This is a genomic window from Enterobacter sp. CPE_E1241, assembly GCF_045618265.1.
GTDB classification, from domain to species: domain Bacteria; phylum Pseudomonadota; class Gammaproteobacteria; order Enterobacterales; family Enterobacteriaceae; genus Enterobacter; species Enterobacter adelaidei.
In genome coordinates, this window is the sequence record NZ_JBIWYV010000001.1 from 763,276 (window position 1) to 780,171 (window position 16,896).

Consider the following 16,896-nt stretch of genomic DNA (forward strand, 5'->3'; position numbering starts at 1 on the left):
AACCCCGCCAGCTGGCGGGGTTATGTTTTACTGCTCGTGGCGCTTAAACACCAGTTCACCTTTCCCTGACGACGCTTCGTCAAAGAAATACCCTTCGCTGTTAAATCCGGTCAACTGCTCCGGCTTCGTCAGTCGGTTCTGAATGATGTAGCGGCTCATCAGACCACGCGCTTTTTTGGCGTAGAAACTGATCACTTTGAACTTACCGTTCTTCTCGTCGAGGAATACCGGCTTGATGATTTCGGCATCCAGCTTTTTCGGCTTCACCGACTTGTAGTATTCATCGGAGGCCAGGTTAATCACCACGTTATCGCCCTGGGCATGTAGCGCTGCGTTTAGCTTGTCGGTGATGATGTCACCCCAGAAATGGTACAGATCTTTGCCTTTTGCATTCTCTAATCGGATACCCATCTCCAGGCGATATGGCTGCATCAAATCCAGCGGACGCAGTACGCCGTACAGGCCTGAGAGCATGCGCAGGTGCTGCTGGGCAAAATCGAAATCGGCTTCGCTGAACTCTTCCGCCTGCAGGCCGGTATACACATCACCTTTAAACGCCAGCAGCGCCTGGCGAGCGTTGGCTGGCGTGAAATCCGGGTGCCACTCGTGGAAGCGGGTGGCGTTAAGATCTGCGAGCTTATCGCTGATGCTCATCAGCGAGGCGATTTGTGGTGCAGAGAGTTTACGCGCTTCGCGGATCAGCTGTTGTGAATAGTCCAGCAGTTCAGGTTGCGTATAGCGCTCGGTGGCGAGCGGGCTCTGGTAGTCGAGCGTTTTTGCAGGTGAAATAAGAATCAGCATATCCAGTCCTTGCAGGAAATTTAGAGCGACTTTAGCAAAAAATCGCCCTGAATTGATCGATAGCTGTTATCGCCGGGGCAAATCATCCCATGTGCCGGGGGGCAGTTGCGCGTTAACTTCAGGATAGCGTGTGGGATCAAATACCGGTGGAACACCCAGTTTGCGTTGACGAAGATAGTCCCGGGCAATCAGGCTAACAATGGGGGAGAGCAGCAGGATCGCCGTAAGGTTGGTGATGGCCATCAGTGCCATGATGACGTCAGCCAGTTGCCAGACCAACGGCATGCTGAGTAGGGATCCTGCAATGACCATCAGTATCACTCCCAGGCGCAACGCACTGATTGCGGCACGGGAGTCGAGTTTCAGGAAGATAAGGTTATTTTCGGCGTAAAGGTAATTCACCACAATTGAGCTGAAGGCGAACAATATCAGTATGATCGCGACAAAACCGGCCCCCCAGCTGCCAGTAAGGTTCACCAGAGCCTGCTGAAGAAGCTGTATCCCGGCGTTTCCCGACGAATGCGGTACGGGGCCTGCCAGTAGCAAAATCATGGCGCTGGCGGAGCAGATAATAATGGTATCGGTAAAGACGCCAATCATTTGCACAATGCCTTGTGCGGCAGGGTGTGGCGGCCAGGAAGAGGCGGCTGCCGCCGCGTTGGGGGTTGACCCCATCCCCGCTTCATTGGAAAACATTCCTCGCTGAAAACCCGCCATCAGCGCCTGGCTGAAGGTGTAGCCCAGCGCACCTGATGCCGCCTCACGCCAGCCAAAAGCGCTTTTGAAGATAGTGGTAATGATTCCTGGAACCTGATCGGCATGCAGTGCGGCGACAAACAGGCTCGCGCCAACCCAGAGCAGCGCCATCACGGGAACCATCCACTGCATCAGGCGGGCGATGCCTTTGAGACCAGCAGAAATGGTGAACAGAACGAAGAGGGATAAAACGATGCCTGTGATCCACTCCGGGCAGGCGAAGGCATAGCGCAGAGCATTGGCGACAGAATTAGCCTGAACCGTATTAAAAATAAGGCCATAAGCGAGCAGTAAAAAAAGCGAGAACAGAACGCCCATCCAGCGCATCCCTAACCCACGCGCCATATACCAGGCAGGACCGCCGCGAAACTGACCGTGTTTGTCCTTCTCTTTGTACAGCTGTGCGAGAGAGCATTCGGCAAACGAGGTGGCCATGCCAACGATCGCGGTGACCCACATCCAGAAGACGGCGCCAGGACCACCGGCGCTGATGACCAAGGCCACCCCCGCCAGGTTACCGCTACCGACACGTGCGGCGAGACTGGTACAAAGCGCCTGAAACGAGGTGAGTCCGCCTGGCTGCGGCGTAATGCTGTTTTTCAGACTTCTGCCAAACTTGCGTATATATCTAAACTGGATAAAACCACTGCGCAGTGTGAACCATATACCTGCCCCTAATAGCAGATATATCATTATCGAACCCCAGAGGATTTCGTTGATAAAGAAAAGGAAATCAGGCATTAACGTCCCTCTTGTTGATGCCAATATGAATATGTAAGCGCTACCACTGATTGAGCATGCTGTTACTTAGCAGCCTGTTAATATTCTGAGTTTATCATACTCTGTCTAAGCGCACTGTCTGCGGTTGCGCTACCTCTCACTCGTGTTATCATCTGGGCAGACCGGTTACATCCCCCTAACAAGTAAACCTGTCATTTTTCCGCTGCAGGCATGCTGTCGGTAGCGTGAATTATCCAGGGCACGTTAAAAGAGAAACACTATCATGACGGATAAATTGACCTCCCTTCGTCAGTTCACCACTGTCGTAGCTGACACCGGAGATATCGCGGCAATGAAGTTGTACCAGCCGCAGGATGCCACAACTAACCCTTCTCTGATCCTGAACGCTGCACAGATCCCTGAGTATCGCAAACTGATTGACGACGCTGTGACCTGGGCGAAAGCGCAGAGCAATGACCGCGCGCAGCAAATTGTTGATGCCACTGACAAACTGGCAGTGAACATCGGTCTGGAAATCCTGAAACTGGTTCCTGGCCGCATCTCTACCGAAGTGGATGCACGCCTCTCCTACGACACCGAAGCGTCAATCGCCAAAGCAAAACGTCTGATCAAAATGTACAACGATGCGGGTATCAGCAACGACCGTATCCTGATCAAACTGGCCTCTACCTGGCAGGGCATTCGCGCGGCTGAGCAGCTGGAAAAAGACGGCATCAACTGTAACCTGACTCTGCTGTTCTCCTTCGCGCAGGCGCGTGCATGTGCAGAAGCCGGTGTCTACCTGATTTCTCCGTTCGTAGGCCGTATTCTGGACTGGTACAAAGCCAACACCGATAAGAAAGAGTACGCACCTGCTGAAGATCCAGGCGTGGTTTCCGTTACTGAAATCTACGAATACTACAAACAGCACGGTTATGAGACTGTTGTTATGGGCGCAAGCTTCCGTAACGTCGGTGAAATCATCGAGCTGGCTGGCTGTGACCGCCTGACCATCGCCCCTGCACTGCTGAAAGAGCTGGCAGAAAGCGAAGGCGCGATCGAGCGTAAGCTGTCTTACACCGGTGAAGTGAAAGCGCGCCCAGAGCGCATCACTGAGTCCGAGTTCCTGTGGCAGCACAACCAGGATCCAATGGCAGTAGACAAACTGGCGGACGGTATCCGTAAGTTTGCTGTTGACCAGGGCAAACTGGAAAAAATGATCGGCGACCTGCTGTAATCATTTCTGCGTGACCGGGTTCCCGGTCACGCGACTTCTTTCGTACCCTGTCTGAATTTCCTCTCTGCGTGTATCATTCCCTTTAATCAGTACTTTTTAGATGGAATGGCTATGAATACCTTACGCATCGGCTTAGTGTCGATTTCTGACCGCGCCTCCAGCGGTGTTTACCAGGATAAAGGCATCCCGGCTCTGCAAGAGTGGCTGGGCAGCGCGCTGACTACCCCTTTTGAAATCCAGACCCGCCTGATCCCAGACGAACAGCCGATCATTGAGCAGACGCTGTGCGAGCTGGTGGATGAGATGAGCTGCCATCTGGTGTTGACCACGGGTGGAACCGGGCCTGCACGTCGCGATGTCACGCCAGATGCGACGCTGGCAGTCGCCGACCGTGAAATGCCGGGCTTCGGTGAGCAAATGCGTCAGATCAGCCTACACTTTGTTCCAACCGCCATCCTCTCTCGCCAGGTGGGCGTGATCCGCAAACAGGCGTTGATCCTGAACCTGCCGGGCCAGCCGAAGTCGATCAAAGAGACGCTGGAAGGGCTTAAAGCCGACGATGGCAGCGTGATTGTACACGGGATCTTTGCAAGTGTACCGTATTGTATACAGTTGCTGGACGGTCCGTATGTGGAAACCGATGAGAAAGTCGTAGCAGCTTTTCGGCCTAAAAGCGCGCGCCGCGAGACAATATCCTGAAAATAATGATTATGTGACATTAGCTGAAGCGGCGATGGCGTGGTAAAGGTTTTACGGTATAGTAATTTTTTCTTTACGTTTGCTGTAAAAATAAATCCACAACACACGCATAATGGTTCGCTATGTCACATAACACCCGACCTCTGAATCGACAGGACTACAAAACCCTCACGCTCGCCGCTCTGGGGGGCGCGCTGGAGTTTTACGACTTCATCATCTTCGTCTTCTTCGCCGCCGTGGTGGGGGAGCTCTTCTTCCCGGCAGATATCCCGGAATGGCTGCGCCAGGTACAAACCTTCGGCATTTTTGCCGCCGGGTATCTGGCTCGTCCGTTGGGTGGCATTGTTATGGCGCACTTTGGCGATCTGGTTGGGCGTAAGAAGATGTTTACCCTCAGTATATTGCTGATGGCTGTACCTACGCTTGCCATAGGCCTGCTGCCTACCTATGCCTCAATGGGCCTTGTTGCCCCGCTATTGCTGTTGCTTATGCGCGTTCTTCAGGGGGCTGCAATTGGCGGTGAAGTGCCAGGCGCGTGGGTGTTTGTGGCGGAGCATGTTCCGGCGCGTCGCATTGGTATCGCCTGTGGAACCTTAACAGCGGGCCTGACCATCGGCATTCTGCTGGGCTCGGTCGTTGCAACTCTCGTGAATACCCATATGACGCAACAGGCCGTGCACGACTGGGGCTGGCGTCTTCCGTTTCTGCTGGGTGGGGCCTTTGGTCTGGTGGCGATGTACTTGCGCCGCTGGCTACAGGAGACGCCGATCTTCCTTGAGATGCAGCAGCGCAAGGCACTGGCGCAGGAGTTACCGGTTAAGGCGGTGGTGGTCCGTCACAGAAGTGCGGTGGTGGTGTCGATGCTGCTGACCTGGCTGCTGTCGGCGGGTATTGTCGTCGTGATCCTGATGTCGCCGGTCTGGCTGCAAAAGCAATACGGTTTCGCGCCGGCGGTTACCCTGCAGGCGAACAGTATTGCGACCATTATGCTCTGTTTTGGCTGTCTGGCGGCTGGCCTTGCTGTTGACCGTTTTGGCGCGAGCCGGACCTTTATCGTCGGCAGTCTGCTGCTGGCAGCATCAAGCTGGGCGTTCTACCATCTGGCGGGTAGCCACCCGGAGCAACTGTTCCTGCTGTACGGCGTAGTCGGGCTGTGCGTCGGTGTTGTGGGGGCGGTGCCGTATGTGATGGTGCGTGCGTTCCCGCCAGAGGTTCGTTTCACCGGTATCTCTTTTTCTTACAACGTGTCGTATGCCATTTTTGGTGGGCTAACACCGATTGCCGTCACCATGCTGATGGGGATATCGCCGATGGCTCCAGCCTGGTATGTTCTCGCGCTCTCGCTGATGGGGCTGGTGTTAGGGGTCTGGCTTCGCAAAGGGTGGGAGTGTCGTGCCCGCGAGGCAGGCACGACAGAGGGATCAGTGTTTTTCACCAATCGGTAGAATGGTGCGGTCAAACTGCTCGTTCAGCACTTCGCCCATTGCCAGGTAGATAGCGCTCGCGCCACATACCAGGCCAATCCAGCCGGCAACGTGAACGATGCCTTCGTTATCCACCAGGTGACCGATCGCCAGCAGAGCGAACAGTACGGTCAGGCTCAGGAAGACGAACTGCAGCGCGCGGTTACCTTTCAGGGTACCGAAGAACATGAACAGGGTGAAGACACCCCACAGACCCAGGTAAACGCCCAGGAAGTGGGCGTTTGCCGCATCTGCCAGACCCATTTTAGGCATCAGCAGAATGGCAACCAGGGTCAGCCAGAAAGAGCCGTAAGAGGTGAAGGCGGTTAAGCCGAAGGTATTACCTTTCTTATATTCCAGCAGGCCCGCGAAAATTTGCGCGATGCCGCCGTAAAAAATGCCCATCGCCAGGATGATGCCATCCATCGGGAACATCCCGATATTGTGAAGGTTCAGCAGGATAGTGGTCATGCCAAAACCCATCAGGCCCAGCGGAGCCGGATTAGCCAACTTAGTGTTGCCCATAAGTCCTCAAAAAAATCATCATTAATATGGTGAAATGGTGAATCCCGCGTCAATACTCCCTGACGGGGCGCGGCATCATAATGGGCGCAATCGATGGCGTCTATGATCTCATCAGGGTGAAATTAAAATTTTTTTTATCCTTCCCCCTTGATGGATGCTGTGGCGACCCCATCTTGTAGTCAACCGCAGTGTGTGGACCTGAAAAAAATCAAATCTGGGCAGTTGAAAAAGCACGTTCTGCCCTTATTACAGGTACACAACCACATGTTGACTGAATTTTTAGTGGAGACGTTTAGATGGGTAAAATTATTGGTATCGACCTGGGTACTACCAACTCTTGTGTAGCGATTATGGATGGCACTACTGCACGCGTGCTGGAGAACGCCGAGGGCGATCGCACCACGCCTTCTATCATTGCTTATACCCAGGATGGTGAAACTCTGGTTGGTCAGCCGGCTAAACGTCAGGCAGTGACAAACCCGCAAAACACCCTGTTTGCGATTAAACGCCTGATTGGCCGCCGCTTCCAGGACGAAGAAGTTCAGCGTGACGTTTCTATCATGCCTTACAAAATCATCGCAGCAGATAACGGCGATGCATGGCTTGATGTGAAAGGCACCAAAACGGCACCGCCGCAGATCTCTGCTGAAGTGCTGAAAAAAATGAAGAAAACCGCGGAAGATTACCTGGGTGAGCCGGTAACTGAAGCTGTTATCACCGTTCCTGCATACTTCAACGATGCTCAGCGTCAGGCAACCAAAGATGCTGGCCGTATCGCAGGTCTGGAAGTAAAACGTATCATCAACGAACCAACCGCGGCTGCACTGGCTTACGGTCTGGATAAAGAAGTTGGCAACCGCACTATCGCGGTTTACGACCTGGGTGGTGGTACCTTCGATATCTCTATTATCGAAATCGACGAAGTTGACGGCGAAAAAACCTTCGAAGTTCTGGCAACCAACGGTGATACCCACCTGGGTGGTGAAGACTTCGATACCCGTCTGATCAACTACCTCGTTGACGAGTTCAAGAAAGATCAGGGCATTGACCTGCGTAACGACCCGCTGGCCATGCAGCGCCTGAAAGAAGCCGCTGAGAAAGCGAAGATTGAACTGTCTTCCGCTCAGCAGACCGACGTGAACCTGCCGTACATCACTGCAGACGCGACCGGTCCTAAACACATGAACATCAAAGTGACCCGTGCGAAACTGGAAAGCCTGGTAGAAGACCTGGTGAACCGTTCCATTGAGCCACTGAAAGTTGCTCTGCAGGACGCTGGCCTGTCTGTATCTGACATCCAGGACGTTATCCTGGTGGGTGGTCAGACACGTATGCCAATGGTTCAGAAGAAAGTGGCTGAGTTCTTTGGTAAAGAGCCACGTAAAGACGTGAACCCGGACGAAGCTGTTGCTATCGGTGCAGCGGTTCAGGGTGGTGTACTGACTGGTGAAGTGAAAGACGTACTGCTGCTGGACGTTACCCCGCTGTCTCTGGGTATCGAAACCATGGGCGGTGTGATGACTGCGCTCATCAACAAAAACACCACCATCCCGACGAAACACAGCCAGGTGTTCTCTACCGCTGAAGACAACCAGTCTGCGGTAACCATCCATGTGATTCAGGGTGAGCGTAAACGTGCGGCGGATAACAAGTCTCTGGGTCAGTTCAACCTGGATGGTATCAACCCGGCACCACGTGGCATGCCACAGATCGAAGTCACCTTCGATATTGATGCTGACGGTATCCTGCACGTGTCTGCGAAAGACAAAAACAGCGGTAAAGAGCAGAAGATCACCATCAAGGCATCTTCTGGCCTGAACGAAGCGGAAATCGAAAAAATGGTTCGCGATGCAGAAGCTAACGCTGAGTCCGACCGTAAGTTCGAAGAGCTGGTTCAGACCCGTAACCAGGGTGACCATCTGCTGCACAGCACCCGTAAGCAGGTTGAAGAAGCAGGCGATAAACTGCCAGCGGAAGACAAGACTGCTATCGAAGCTGCACTGAGCGCGCTGGAATCCTCACTGAAAGGTGAAGATAAAGCGGACATCGAAGCGAAGATGCAGGAACTGGCGCAGGCTTCTCAAAAGCTGATGGAAATCGCTCAGCAGCAGCACGCTCAACAGCAGGCGGGCGCTGACGCTTCGGCGAACAACGCGAAAGACGACGTTGTCGACGCTGAGTTCGAAGAAGTTAAAGATAAAAAATAATCGCCCTGATGCAGGGTAATTAATCGGCACGGGCGTAGGAGAACTCTCCACGCCCGTGCTCGCATGTTAAGGGGCTTAAAAAAACCAATGGCAAAGCAAGACTATTACGAGATTTTAGGCGTTCCGAAAACTGCGGAAGAGCGTGAAATCAAAAAGGCGTATAAGCGCCTGGCCATGAAATTCCACCCGGACCGTAACCAGGGTGACAAAGAGGCTGAAGCCAAATTTAAAGAGATCAAAGAAGCCTACGAAGTCCTGACCGATGCACAAAAACGTGCAGCCTATGACCAGTATGGTCACGCAGCCTTTGAACAGGGCGGCATGGGCGGCGGTGGATTCGGTGGCGGCGGCTTTGGCGGCGGTGCTGACTTCAGCGATATCTTTGGTGATGTATTCGGCGACATCTTCGGCGGTGGCCGTGGTCGTCAGCGCGCAACGCGCGGCGCGGACCTGCGCTACAACATGGAACTGACGCTGGAAGAGGCCGTTCGCGGTGTCACCAAAGAGATCCGTATCCCGACGCTGGAAGAGTGTGACGTTTGCCACGGCAGTGGCGCAAAAGCGGGGACCCAACCGCAGACCTGTCCAACCTGTCACGGTTCAGGCCAGGTACAGATGCGACAGGGTTTCTTCGCAGTACAGCAGGCCTGTCCTCACTGTCACGGTCGCGGTACGCTGATTAAAGATCCGTGCACCAAATGCCACGGCCACGGTCGCGTTGAGAAAACCAAGACCCTGTCCGTTAAAATTCCGGCTGGCGTCGATACGGGCGACCGCATCCGTCTGGCGGGTGAAGGTGAAGCTGGGGAACACGGCGCACCGGCAGGCGATCTGTATGTTCAGGTGCAGGTTAAACAGCACGCCATCTTCGAGCGTGAAGGTAACAACCTGTATTGCGAAGTGCCGATCAACTTCGCGATGGCGGCACTCGGTGGTGAAATCGAAGTCCCGACGCTGGATGGTCGCGTCAATCTGAAGATCCCAGGTGAAACCCAGACCGGTAAGCTGTTCCGCATGCGCGGGAAAGGCGTTAAATCCGTTCGGGGTGGTGCTCAGGGCGACCTGCTGTGCCGCGTCGTCGTGGAAACGCCGGTTGGCCTGAACGACAAGCAGAAGCAGCTGCTGAAAGAGCTTCAGGAGAGCTTTGGCGGCCCGACGGGTGAGAAGAACAGCCCGCGTTCCAAAAGCTTCTTTGATGGCGTCAAAAAATTCTTCGATGATTTGACTCGCTAATTCGTTAGCTGGCCTTCATCTGCAAAAGCCTGGAAGCAATTCCGGGCTTTTTCTTTTTGTAAGGATAGTTCGGTAAAACTGAATCTATACTCAATATTAATCTGTTTTTGCCGAGCTATGTGGCTTGGTATTATGGTTTTATCGAGGTATTGTTGTAAAAGAGAGAGTTAAAGTGAAATTACTACACCGTTTCTTTAGCAGTGAAGCGTCCGGTGGCGTGATCCTGATTATTGCCGCTGCGGCTGCGATGGTGCTGGCTAACCTGGGGGTTACCCGCGATCTATACCACGCATTTCTGGAAACGCCCGTCGAGCTGAAGGTCGGGGCGCTGGAAATTAACAAGAACATGTTGCTGTGGATCAACGATGCACTGATGGCTGTGTTCTTCCTCCTGGTGGGGCTTGAAGTTAAACGCGAGCTGGTGCTGGGTTCACTTGCCAGCCGCCAGCGTGCAGCGTTTCCGGTAATTGCCGCCATCGGTGGGATGGTGGTTCCGGCGTTGCTCTTCCTGGCATTTACCTGGCAGGACCCCCTTGCGCGTCATGGCTGGGCGATCCCGGCGGCAACGGATATCGCGTTTGCGCTCGGGGTGCTGGCCTTGTTGGGAAGTCGTGTGCCGGTGGCACTGAAGATCTTCCTGATGGCGCTGGCAATTATTGATGATTTGGGCGCTATTGTGATTATCGCGCTGTTCTATACCAGCGAGCTGTCGATCCTGTCGCTGAGCGTGGCGGCTGGGGCAATTGCAGTGCTGGCGCTGCTGAACATTTTCAATGTGCGTCGCATCGGCATCTACATCCTCGTGGGGATGGTGCTGTGGACGGCAGTGCTGAAATCGGGCGTGCACGCCACGCTGGCAGGTGTGATCGTCGGCTTCTTCGTGCCGCTTAAGCCGCAGGACGGCAAGTCGCCAGCCAAACAGCTGGAACATGTGCTGCACCCGTGGGTAGCCTTTATGATCCTGCCACTGTTCGCATTTGCCAACGCGGGTGTTTCCCTGGGCGGTGTGACGCTTGACGGGCTGACGTCCGTGCTGCCTCTGGGCATTATTGCCGGGCTGTTTATCGGTAAGCCGCTGGGGATTAGCCTCTTCTGCTGGCTGGCGCTGAAGCTGAAGATGGCATCATTGCCACACGGCACCACGTTTAAGCAGATAATGGCCGTAGGTGTGCTGTGCGGAATCGGGTTTACGATGTCGATTTTTATCTCGACGCTGGCATTTGGTACGCATGCGCCGGAGCTTATCGTCTGGGCTAAACTGGGCATTCTTATCGGGTCATTGCTGGCCGCAGTGATCGGTTATACCTTGTTGAAGGTGAAGTTGTCCGGACAGGCCGTCCAGGCATAACGGAAAACCGGGAGGAGGGGAGCCTTCTCCCGACACACTATCAGGGAGCGAAAACGCAATGTCTCATTTGAATTACAACCATCTTTACTACTTCTGGCACGTCTACAAGCAGGGCTCGGTCGTGGGGGCCGCAGAGGCGCTCTACCTGACACCACAAACTATCACCGGGCAAATCAAGGCGCTGGAAGAACGACTGCAGGGCAAGCTGTTCAAGCGTAAGGGCCGTGGGATTGAGCCCAGCGAACTGGGCGAGCTGGTGTTCCGTTACGCAGACAAAATGTTTACCCTGAGCCAGGAGATGCTGGATATCGTTAACTACCGCAAAGAGTCTAACCTGCTCTTTGATGTCGGTGTGGCCGATGCGCTGTCAAAACGGCTGGTGAGCGGCGTGCTGGATGCGGCTGTGGTTGAAGATGAGCAAATCCACCTGCGCTGCTTTGAATCTACTCACGAGATGCTGCTGGAGCAGTTAAGCCAGCATAAGCTGGACATGATTATCTCGGATTGCCCAATCGACTCCACGCAGCAGGAAGGGCTGTTCTCAGTGAAAATTGGCGAATGCGGCGTCAGCTTCTGGTGCATTAACCCGCCGCCGGAAAAACCGTTCCCCGCGTGCCTTGAAGAGCGCCGCCTGCTGGTGCCGGGAAGGCGCTCAATGCTCGGGCGCAAGCTGCTGAACTGGTTTAACTCGCAGGGGCTAAAGGTAGAAATCCTCGGTGAGTTCGATGATGCGGCTCTGATGAAAGCCTTTGGCGAAGCCCACAATGCGATCTTCGTTGCACCAACGCTGTACGCGCACGATCTCTATTCGGACGACAAGATTACGGAGATAGGCAGAGTGGATAACGTGATGGAGGAGTATCACGCCATATTTGCCGAAAGGATGATTCAGCACCCGGCGGTACAGCGAATCTGTAACCGCGACTACTCTGCGCTGTTTACATCACCGGCAATCTGAAGGCATAAAAAAACCCGCGTTAAGCGGGTTCTTTAAACAAGCAACAACAAGTAGCGATTAAGCCAGTTTGTTGATCTGCGCGGTCAGGTTTGCTTTATGACGCGCTGCTTTGTTTTTGTGGATCAGACCTTTAGCAGCCTGACGATCCACGATTGGTTGCATTTCGTTAAATGCGTTCTGCGCTGCAGCTTTGTCGCCTGCTTCGATTGCTGCGTATACTTTCTTGATGAAAGTACGCATCATAGAGCGACGGCTTGCGTTGTGCTTACGAGCCTTTTCAGACTGAACGGCACGTTTCTTAGCTGATTTGATATTAGCCAAGTCCAACTCCCAAATATGATCTATGTGGACAATTCAAAGGCCGAGGAATATGCCCTCTTTGCCTTCTTTTGTCAATGGATTTGTGCAAATAAGCGCCGTTAATTAGCGACGCTACGTTACGTAGTGATGGCGCAGGATTCTACCAGCTTGTGTTCCCTGAATACAGCCTTTCGGCATAAAAATCGCAGTTCACGAGCAGATTTTTTCGCTGCGAAAGGTCAGCCTGATGAAATCATTACGGCTTTCTGTTTTGCGCGAACAATCGCCGGTTAACCTTAACCGCCGTACAAGGTATACTTTGGCGATTTTCACTGTTTTGAGCCAGACATGAAGCTGATACGCGGCATACATAATCTCAGCAGAGCACCGCACGGGTGCGTGCTGACCATTGGTAATTTCGACGGCGTGCATCGTGGTCATCAGGCGCTGTTGCAGGGATTGCGTAAAGAAGGGGAGGCCCGTGGCCTACCTGTCGTAGTGATGATTTTCGAACCGCAGCCGCTGGAGCTGTTTGCGGGCGATAAATCTCCCGCCCGTCTCACTCGCCTGCGCGAGAAGTTGCGCTACCTGGCAGAGTCCGGTGTGGACTACGTATTGTGTGTACGTTTCGATCGTCGCTTTGCCGCACTGACAGCACAAAGTTTCGTCAGTGACCTGCTGGTTGAGCGTCTTGGCGTGCAGTTTCTTGCTGTGGGGGATGATTTCCGCTTTGGCGCTGGTCGTCAGGGCGATTTCTTGCTATTACAGAAGGCTGGTCTGGAGTACGGTTTTGACGTCACGAGCGCGATGACCTTCTGTGAAGGTGGCATTCGCGTCAGCAGCACGGCGGTACGCCAGGCACTGGCAGATGATGAACTGGATACGGCAGAAACCCTGCTGGGACATCCGTTCACCATCTCAGGTCGTGTCGTTCATGGCGATGCGCTCGGCCGCACTATTGGTTTCCCGACGGCGAATATACCGCTGCGTCGTCAGGTTTCCCCGGTTAAAGGGGTCTATGCGGTGGAAGTGGCTGGACTGGGCGATAAGCCGTTTTACGGCGTCGCTAACATTGGCACGCGTCCAACTGTCGCGGGTGTGCGTCAACAGTTAGAAGTGCACCTGCTGGATGTTGTAATGGACCTTTATGGTCGCCATATAGATGTGATACTGCGTAAAAAAATACGCAACGAGCAGCGATTTGCTTCGCTGGATGAACTAAAAGCGCAGATTGCGCGAGATGAATTGACGGCCCGCGAGTTTTTTGGGCTTTGAACCCGGCTTAAATGCCTACGTGATAAATACGGAACCGAGAATCTGATGAGTGACTATAAATCAACCCTGAATTTGCCGGAAACAGGGTTCCCGATGCGCGGCGATCTCGCCAAGCGTGAACCGGGAATGCTGGCGCGTTGGACTGATGATGACCTGTACGGCATCATTCGTGCAGCCAAAAAAGGCAAAAAAACCTTCATTCTGCATGATGGCCCTCCATATGCGAATGGCAGCATTCATATTGGTCACTCTGTAAACAAGATTCTGAAAGACATTATCGTGAAGTCCAAAGGACTCGCGGGATATGACTCGCCTTACGTTCCGGGCTGGGACTGCCACGGTCTGCCAATCGAGCTGAAAGTTGAGCAAGAGTTTGGCAAGCCAGGTGAGAAGTTCACCGCTGCAGAGTTCCGCGCGAAATGCCGCGAATATGCAGCCACTCAGGTTGACGGTCAGCGTGCTGACTTTATCCGTCTGGGCGTGCTGGGCGACTGGTCACACCCGTACCTGACCATGGACTTCAAAACTGAAGCCAACATCATCCGTGCGCTGGGCAAAATCATCGGTAACGGCCACCTGCACAAAGGCGCGAAGCCGGTGCACTGGTGCGTGGACTGCCGTTCTGCACTGGCAGAAGCGGAAGTTGAGTATTACGACAAAACCTCTCCGTCTATCGACGTGGCGTTCCACGCGGTAGATCAGGATGCGGTGAAAGCTAAATTTGGCGTGTCGTCCGTTAACGGTCCGGTCTCTCTGGTTATCTGGACCACCACGCCGTGGACGCTGCCTGCCAACCGCGCGATCTCCCTGTCAGGTGAGTTCGAATACGCACTGGTGCAGATTGACGGTCAGGCGGTTATCCTGGCGAAAGACCTGGTTGAAAGCGTGCTGAAACGCGCGAATATCGCCAACTATACCGTGCTGGGCACCGTGAAAGGCGACGCGCTGGAGCTGATGCGCTTCAAACACCCGTTCCTGGACTTCGATGTTCCGGCGATCCTGGGCGACCACGTCACGCTGGACGCGGGTACCGGTGCGGTGCATACCGCCGGTGGTCACGGTCCTGACGACTACAACATCAGCCTGAAATACGGCCTGGAAATCGCCAACCCGGTTGGTCCGGACGGCTCATACCTGCCTGGCACCTACCCGGCGCTGGACGGTATCAACGTCTTTAAGGCGAACGACATCATCGTCGATATGCTGCGCACCAGCGGCGCGCTGCTGCACGTTGAAAAAATGCAGCACAGCTATCCGTGCTGCTGGCGTCACAAGTCGCCGATCATCTTCCGTGCGACCCCGCAGTGGTTCGTGAGCATGGATCAGAAAGGCCTGCGCGCGCAGTCTCTGAAAGAGATCAAAGGCGTGCAGTGGATCCCGGACTGGGGCCAGGCGCGTATCGAATCCATGGTGGCGAACCGTCCTGACTGGTGTATCTCCCGTCAGCGTACCTGGGGCGTGCCAATGTCTCTGTTCGTGCATAAAGAGACGCAAGAGCTGCACCCGAACACCCTGGAACTGATGGAAGAAGTGGCGAAGCGCGTCGAAGTTGACGGTATTCAGGCGTGGTGGGATCTCGATTCCCGCGACATCCTGGGCGCTGACGCAGACAACTACGAGAAAGTGCCGGATACCCTGGACGTGTGGTTCGACTCCGGGTCTACCCACTCCTCAGTCGTTGACGTACGCCCGGAATTTGCCGGTCACGCTGCCGACATGTATCTGGAAGGTTCTGACCAACACCGTGGCTGGTTCATGTCATCTCTGATGATCTCTACCGCTATGAAAGGCAAAGCCCCTTACCGCCAGGTACTGACCCACGGTTTCACCGTGGATGGTCAGGGCCGTAAGATGTCCAAGTCTATCGGTAACACCGTTTCTCCGCAGGACGTGATGAATAAGCTGGGCGCAGACATTCTGCGTCTGTGGGTGGCTTCCACCGACTACACCGGCGAAATGGCGGTGTCTGACGAGATCCTGAAACGTGCTGCCGACAGCTATCGTCGTATCCGTAACACCGCGCGCTTCCTGCTGGCGAACCTGAACGGTTTTGACCCAGTGAAAGACATGGTGAAACCGGAAGAGATGGTCGTTCTGGATCGCTGGGCGGTAGGCTGTGCGAAAGCGGCACAGGAAGATATCCTGAAAGCCTATGAGTCTTACGACTTCCACGAAGTGGTGCAGCGCCTGATGCGTTTCTGCTCCATCGAGATGGGCTCGTTCTACCTCGACATCATCAAAGACCGCCAGTACACCGCGAAGGCGGACAGCGTGGCGCGTCGTAGCTGCCAGACCGCGCTGTTCCACATCGCAGAAGCGCTGGTGCGCTGGATGGCGCCGATCATGTCCTTCACCGCGGATGAAATCTGGGGCTACCTGCCAGGCAACCGTGAGAAGTATGTCTTCACGGGCGAGTGGTACGAAGGTCTGTTCGATCTCTCCAGCACCGAAGCGATGAATGACGCTTTCTGGGACGAGCTGCTGAAAGTGCGTGGCGAAGTGAACAAGGTTATCGAGCAGGCACGTGCGGATAAGAAAGTCGGTGGCTCTCTGGAAGCGACAGTGACTCTGTACGCAGAACCTGAGCTGGCGGCAAAACTGACGGCGCTGGGCGATGAATTGCGATTTGTCCTGTTGACCTCCGGTGCGAAAGTTGCAGATTATGCCGACGCTTCTGCTGATGCTCAGCAGAGCGAGCTGCTCAAAGGACTGAAAGTCGCGCTGAGCAAAGCCGAAGGTGAGAAATGCCCGCGCTGCTGGCATTACACCACTGATGTCGGCAAGGTGGCGGAACACGCAGATATCTGCGGACGCTGTGTAAGCAACGTCGCCGGAGACGGCGAAAAACGTAAGTTTGCCTGATGAGTAAAACTCTCTGTTCAACAGGACTGCGCTGGCTGTGGCTGGTTGTGGTGGTGCTGATTATTGATCTGGGCAGCAAGTTCCTGATCCTCCAGAATTTTGCTCTGGGGGAGACGGTTTCACTGTTCCCGTCGCTTAACCTGCACTATGCACGCAACTACGGTGCGGCGTTTAGTTTCCTTGCTGACAGCGGTGGCTGGCAGCGCTGGTTCTTTGCAGGTATCGCGATCGGTATCTGCGTGGTGCTGGCGGTGCTGATGTACCGTTCGAAGGCAACGCAAAAGCTGAATAACATTGCCTACGCACTGATCATTGGCGGCGCACTGGGCAACCTGTTTGACCGCCTGTGGCACGGCTTTGTGGTCGATATGATCGACTTCTACGTCGGCGACTGGCACTTCGCGACCTTTAACCTCGCCGATAGCGCAATTTGCATCGGTGCGGCGTTAATCGTGCTGGAAGGCTTCTTGCCTAACTCGGCCGCGAAAGAGCAGGCGTAACACACTCGCCCG

General features: G+C 54.4%; 14 protein-coding genes and 1 pseudogene. 11 read left to right on the top strand and 4 right to left on the bottom strand.

Annotation, left to right across the window (positions count from 1 at the left end; genetic code table 11):
* Nucleotides 1-27 precede the first annotated feature (27 nt).
* Both yaaA and ACJ9Y9_RS03745 read right to left on the bottom strand, forming a co-directional pair.
* A complete protein-coding gene (gene yaaA / locus ACJ9Y9_RS03740; protein ID WP_028016621.1) occupies nucleotides 28-801 on the bottom strand; it encodes a peroxide stress protein YaaA in 774 nt (257 codons plus the stop codon).
* 66 nt (nucleotides 802-867) lie between these two features.
* Nucleotides 868-2,298, bottom strand: a complete 1,431-nt coding sequence (locus ACJ9Y9_RS03745) for an alanine/glycine:cation symporter family protein (protein ID WP_407226067.1) — start codon at nucleotides 2,296-2,298, stop codon at nucleotides 868-870.
* Between the two features lie 262 nt (nucleotides 2,299-2,560).
* Here ACJ9Y9_RS03745 and tal point away from each other — a divergent pair, with 262 nt between their 5' ends.
* The 3 genes from tal (at nucleotide 2,561) to ACJ9Y9_RS03760 (ending at nucleotide 5,658) form a co-directional block, all read left to right on the top strand.
* Nucleotides 2,561-3,514 (top strand): transaldolase, encoded by a 954-nt coding sequence (tal, locus tag ACJ9Y9_RS03750; RefSeq protein ID WP_028016623.1) that lies wholly within the window; start codon nucleotides 2,561-2,563, stop codon nucleotides 3,512-3,514.
* Nucleotides 3,515-3,625: 111 nt separating this feature from the next.
* Complete coding sequence (gene mog, locus ACJ9Y9_RS03755; protein ID WP_028016624.1) at nucleotides 3,626-4,213, top strand: molybdopterin adenylyltransferase; 588 nt, start codon at nucleotides 3,626-3,628, stop codon at nucleotides 4,211-4,213.
* A gap of 122 nt (nucleotides 4,214-4,335) precedes the next feature.
* On the top strand, nucleotides 4,336-5,658 hold the full coding sequence (locus tag ACJ9Y9_RS03760; RefSeq protein ID WP_028016625.1) for an MFS transporter: 1,323 nt from the start codon (nucleotides 4,336-4,338) through the stop codon (nucleotides 5,656-5,658).
* Here ACJ9Y9_RS03760 and satP read toward each other — a convergent pair.
* Nucleotides 5,635-6,201, bottom strand: coding sequence for an acetate uptake transporter (gene satP / locus ACJ9Y9_RS03765; protein ID WP_028016626.1), 567 nt, complete (start codon nucleotides 6,199-6,201; stop codon nucleotides 5,635-5,637). The two genes, ACJ9Y9_RS03760 and satP, sit on opposite strands and share 24 nt — an antisense overlap.
* Before the next feature lie 296 nt (nucleotides 6,202-6,497).
* Here satP and dnaK point away from each other — a divergent pair, with 296 nt between their 5' ends.
* From dnaK to nhaR, 4 genes are all read left to right on the top strand, one after another.
* A complete protein-coding gene (gene dnaK / locus ACJ9Y9_RS03770) occupies nucleotides 6,498-8,408 on the top strand; it encodes a molecular chaperone DnaK (protein WP_028016627.1) in 1,911 nt (636 codons plus the stop codon).
* A gap of 87 nt (nucleotides 8,409-8,495) precedes the next feature.
* Nucleotides 8,496-9,641: a molecular chaperone DnaJ gene (dnaJ, locus tag ACJ9Y9_RS03775; RefSeq protein WP_028016628.1), complete on the top strand. Its 1,146-nt coding sequence runs from the start codon at nucleotides 8,496-8,498 to the stop codon at nucleotides 9,639-9,641.
* 172 nt (nucleotides 9,642-9,813) lie between these two features.
* Nucleotides 9,814-10,989, top strand: a complete 1,176-nt coding sequence (gene nhaA, locus ACJ9Y9_RS03780) for a Na+/H+ antiporter NhaA (protein WP_028016629.1) — start codon at nucleotides 9,814-9,816, stop codon at nucleotides 10,987-10,989.
* Nucleotides 10,990-11,047: 58 nt separating this feature from the next.
* The gene (nhaR, locus tag ACJ9Y9_RS03785; RefSeq protein WP_028016630.1) at nucleotides 11,048-11,947 is read left to right on the top strand and encodes a transcriptional activator NhaR; all 900 of its coding nucleotides are present in this window, start codon (nucleotides 11,048-11,050) and stop codon (nucleotides 11,945-11,947) included.
* Nucleotides 11,948-12,004: 57 nt separating this feature from the next.
* On the opposite strand, the gene rpsT is transcribed toward nhaR, so the two are convergent.
* A complete protein-coding gene (rpsT, locus tag ACJ9Y9_RS03790) occupies nucleotides 12,005-12,268 on the bottom strand; it encodes a 30S ribosomal protein S20 (RefSeq protein ID WP_003856458.1) in 264 nt (87 codons plus the stop codon).
* A gap of 101 nt (nucleotides 12,269-12,369) precedes the next feature.
* On the opposite strand from rpsT, the pseudogene ACJ9Y9_RS03795 reads away from it, so the two are divergent.
* The 4 genes and pseudogenes from ACJ9Y9_RS03795 to lspA all read left to right on the top strand — a co-directional run bounded on the left by ACJ9Y9_RS03795 (nucleotide 12,370) and on the right by lspA (nucleotide 16,884).
* Nucleotides 12,370-12,588: pseudogene (locus ACJ9Y9_RS03795) on the top strand (DUF2575 domain-containing protein).
* A 7-nt stretch (nucleotides 12,589-12,595) separates the two neighbouring features.
* Nucleotides 12,596-13,522: a bifunctional riboflavin kinase/FAD synthetase gene (gene ribF / locus ACJ9Y9_RS03800; protein WP_028016631.1), complete on the top strand. Its 927-nt coding sequence runs from the start codon at nucleotides 12,596-12,598 to the stop codon at nucleotides 13,520-13,522.
* Between the two features lie 45 nt (nucleotides 13,523-13,567).
* Nucleotides 13,568-16,384, top strand: a complete 2,817-nt coding sequence (gene ileS, locus ACJ9Y9_RS03805) for an isoleucine--tRNA ligase (RefSeq protein ID WP_028016632.1) — start codon at nucleotides 13,568-13,570, stop codon at nucleotides 16,382-16,384.
* Nucleotides 16,384-16,884 (top strand): signal peptidase II, encoded by a 501-nt coding sequence (lspA, locus tag ACJ9Y9_RS03810; RefSeq protein WP_028016633.1) that lies wholly within the window; start codon nucleotides 16,384-16,386, stop codon nucleotides 16,882-16,884. Before ileS ends, lspA begins: the two co-directional genes overlap by 1 nt.
* The last annotated feature ends 12 nt before the right edge of the window (nucleotides 16,885-16,896 follow it).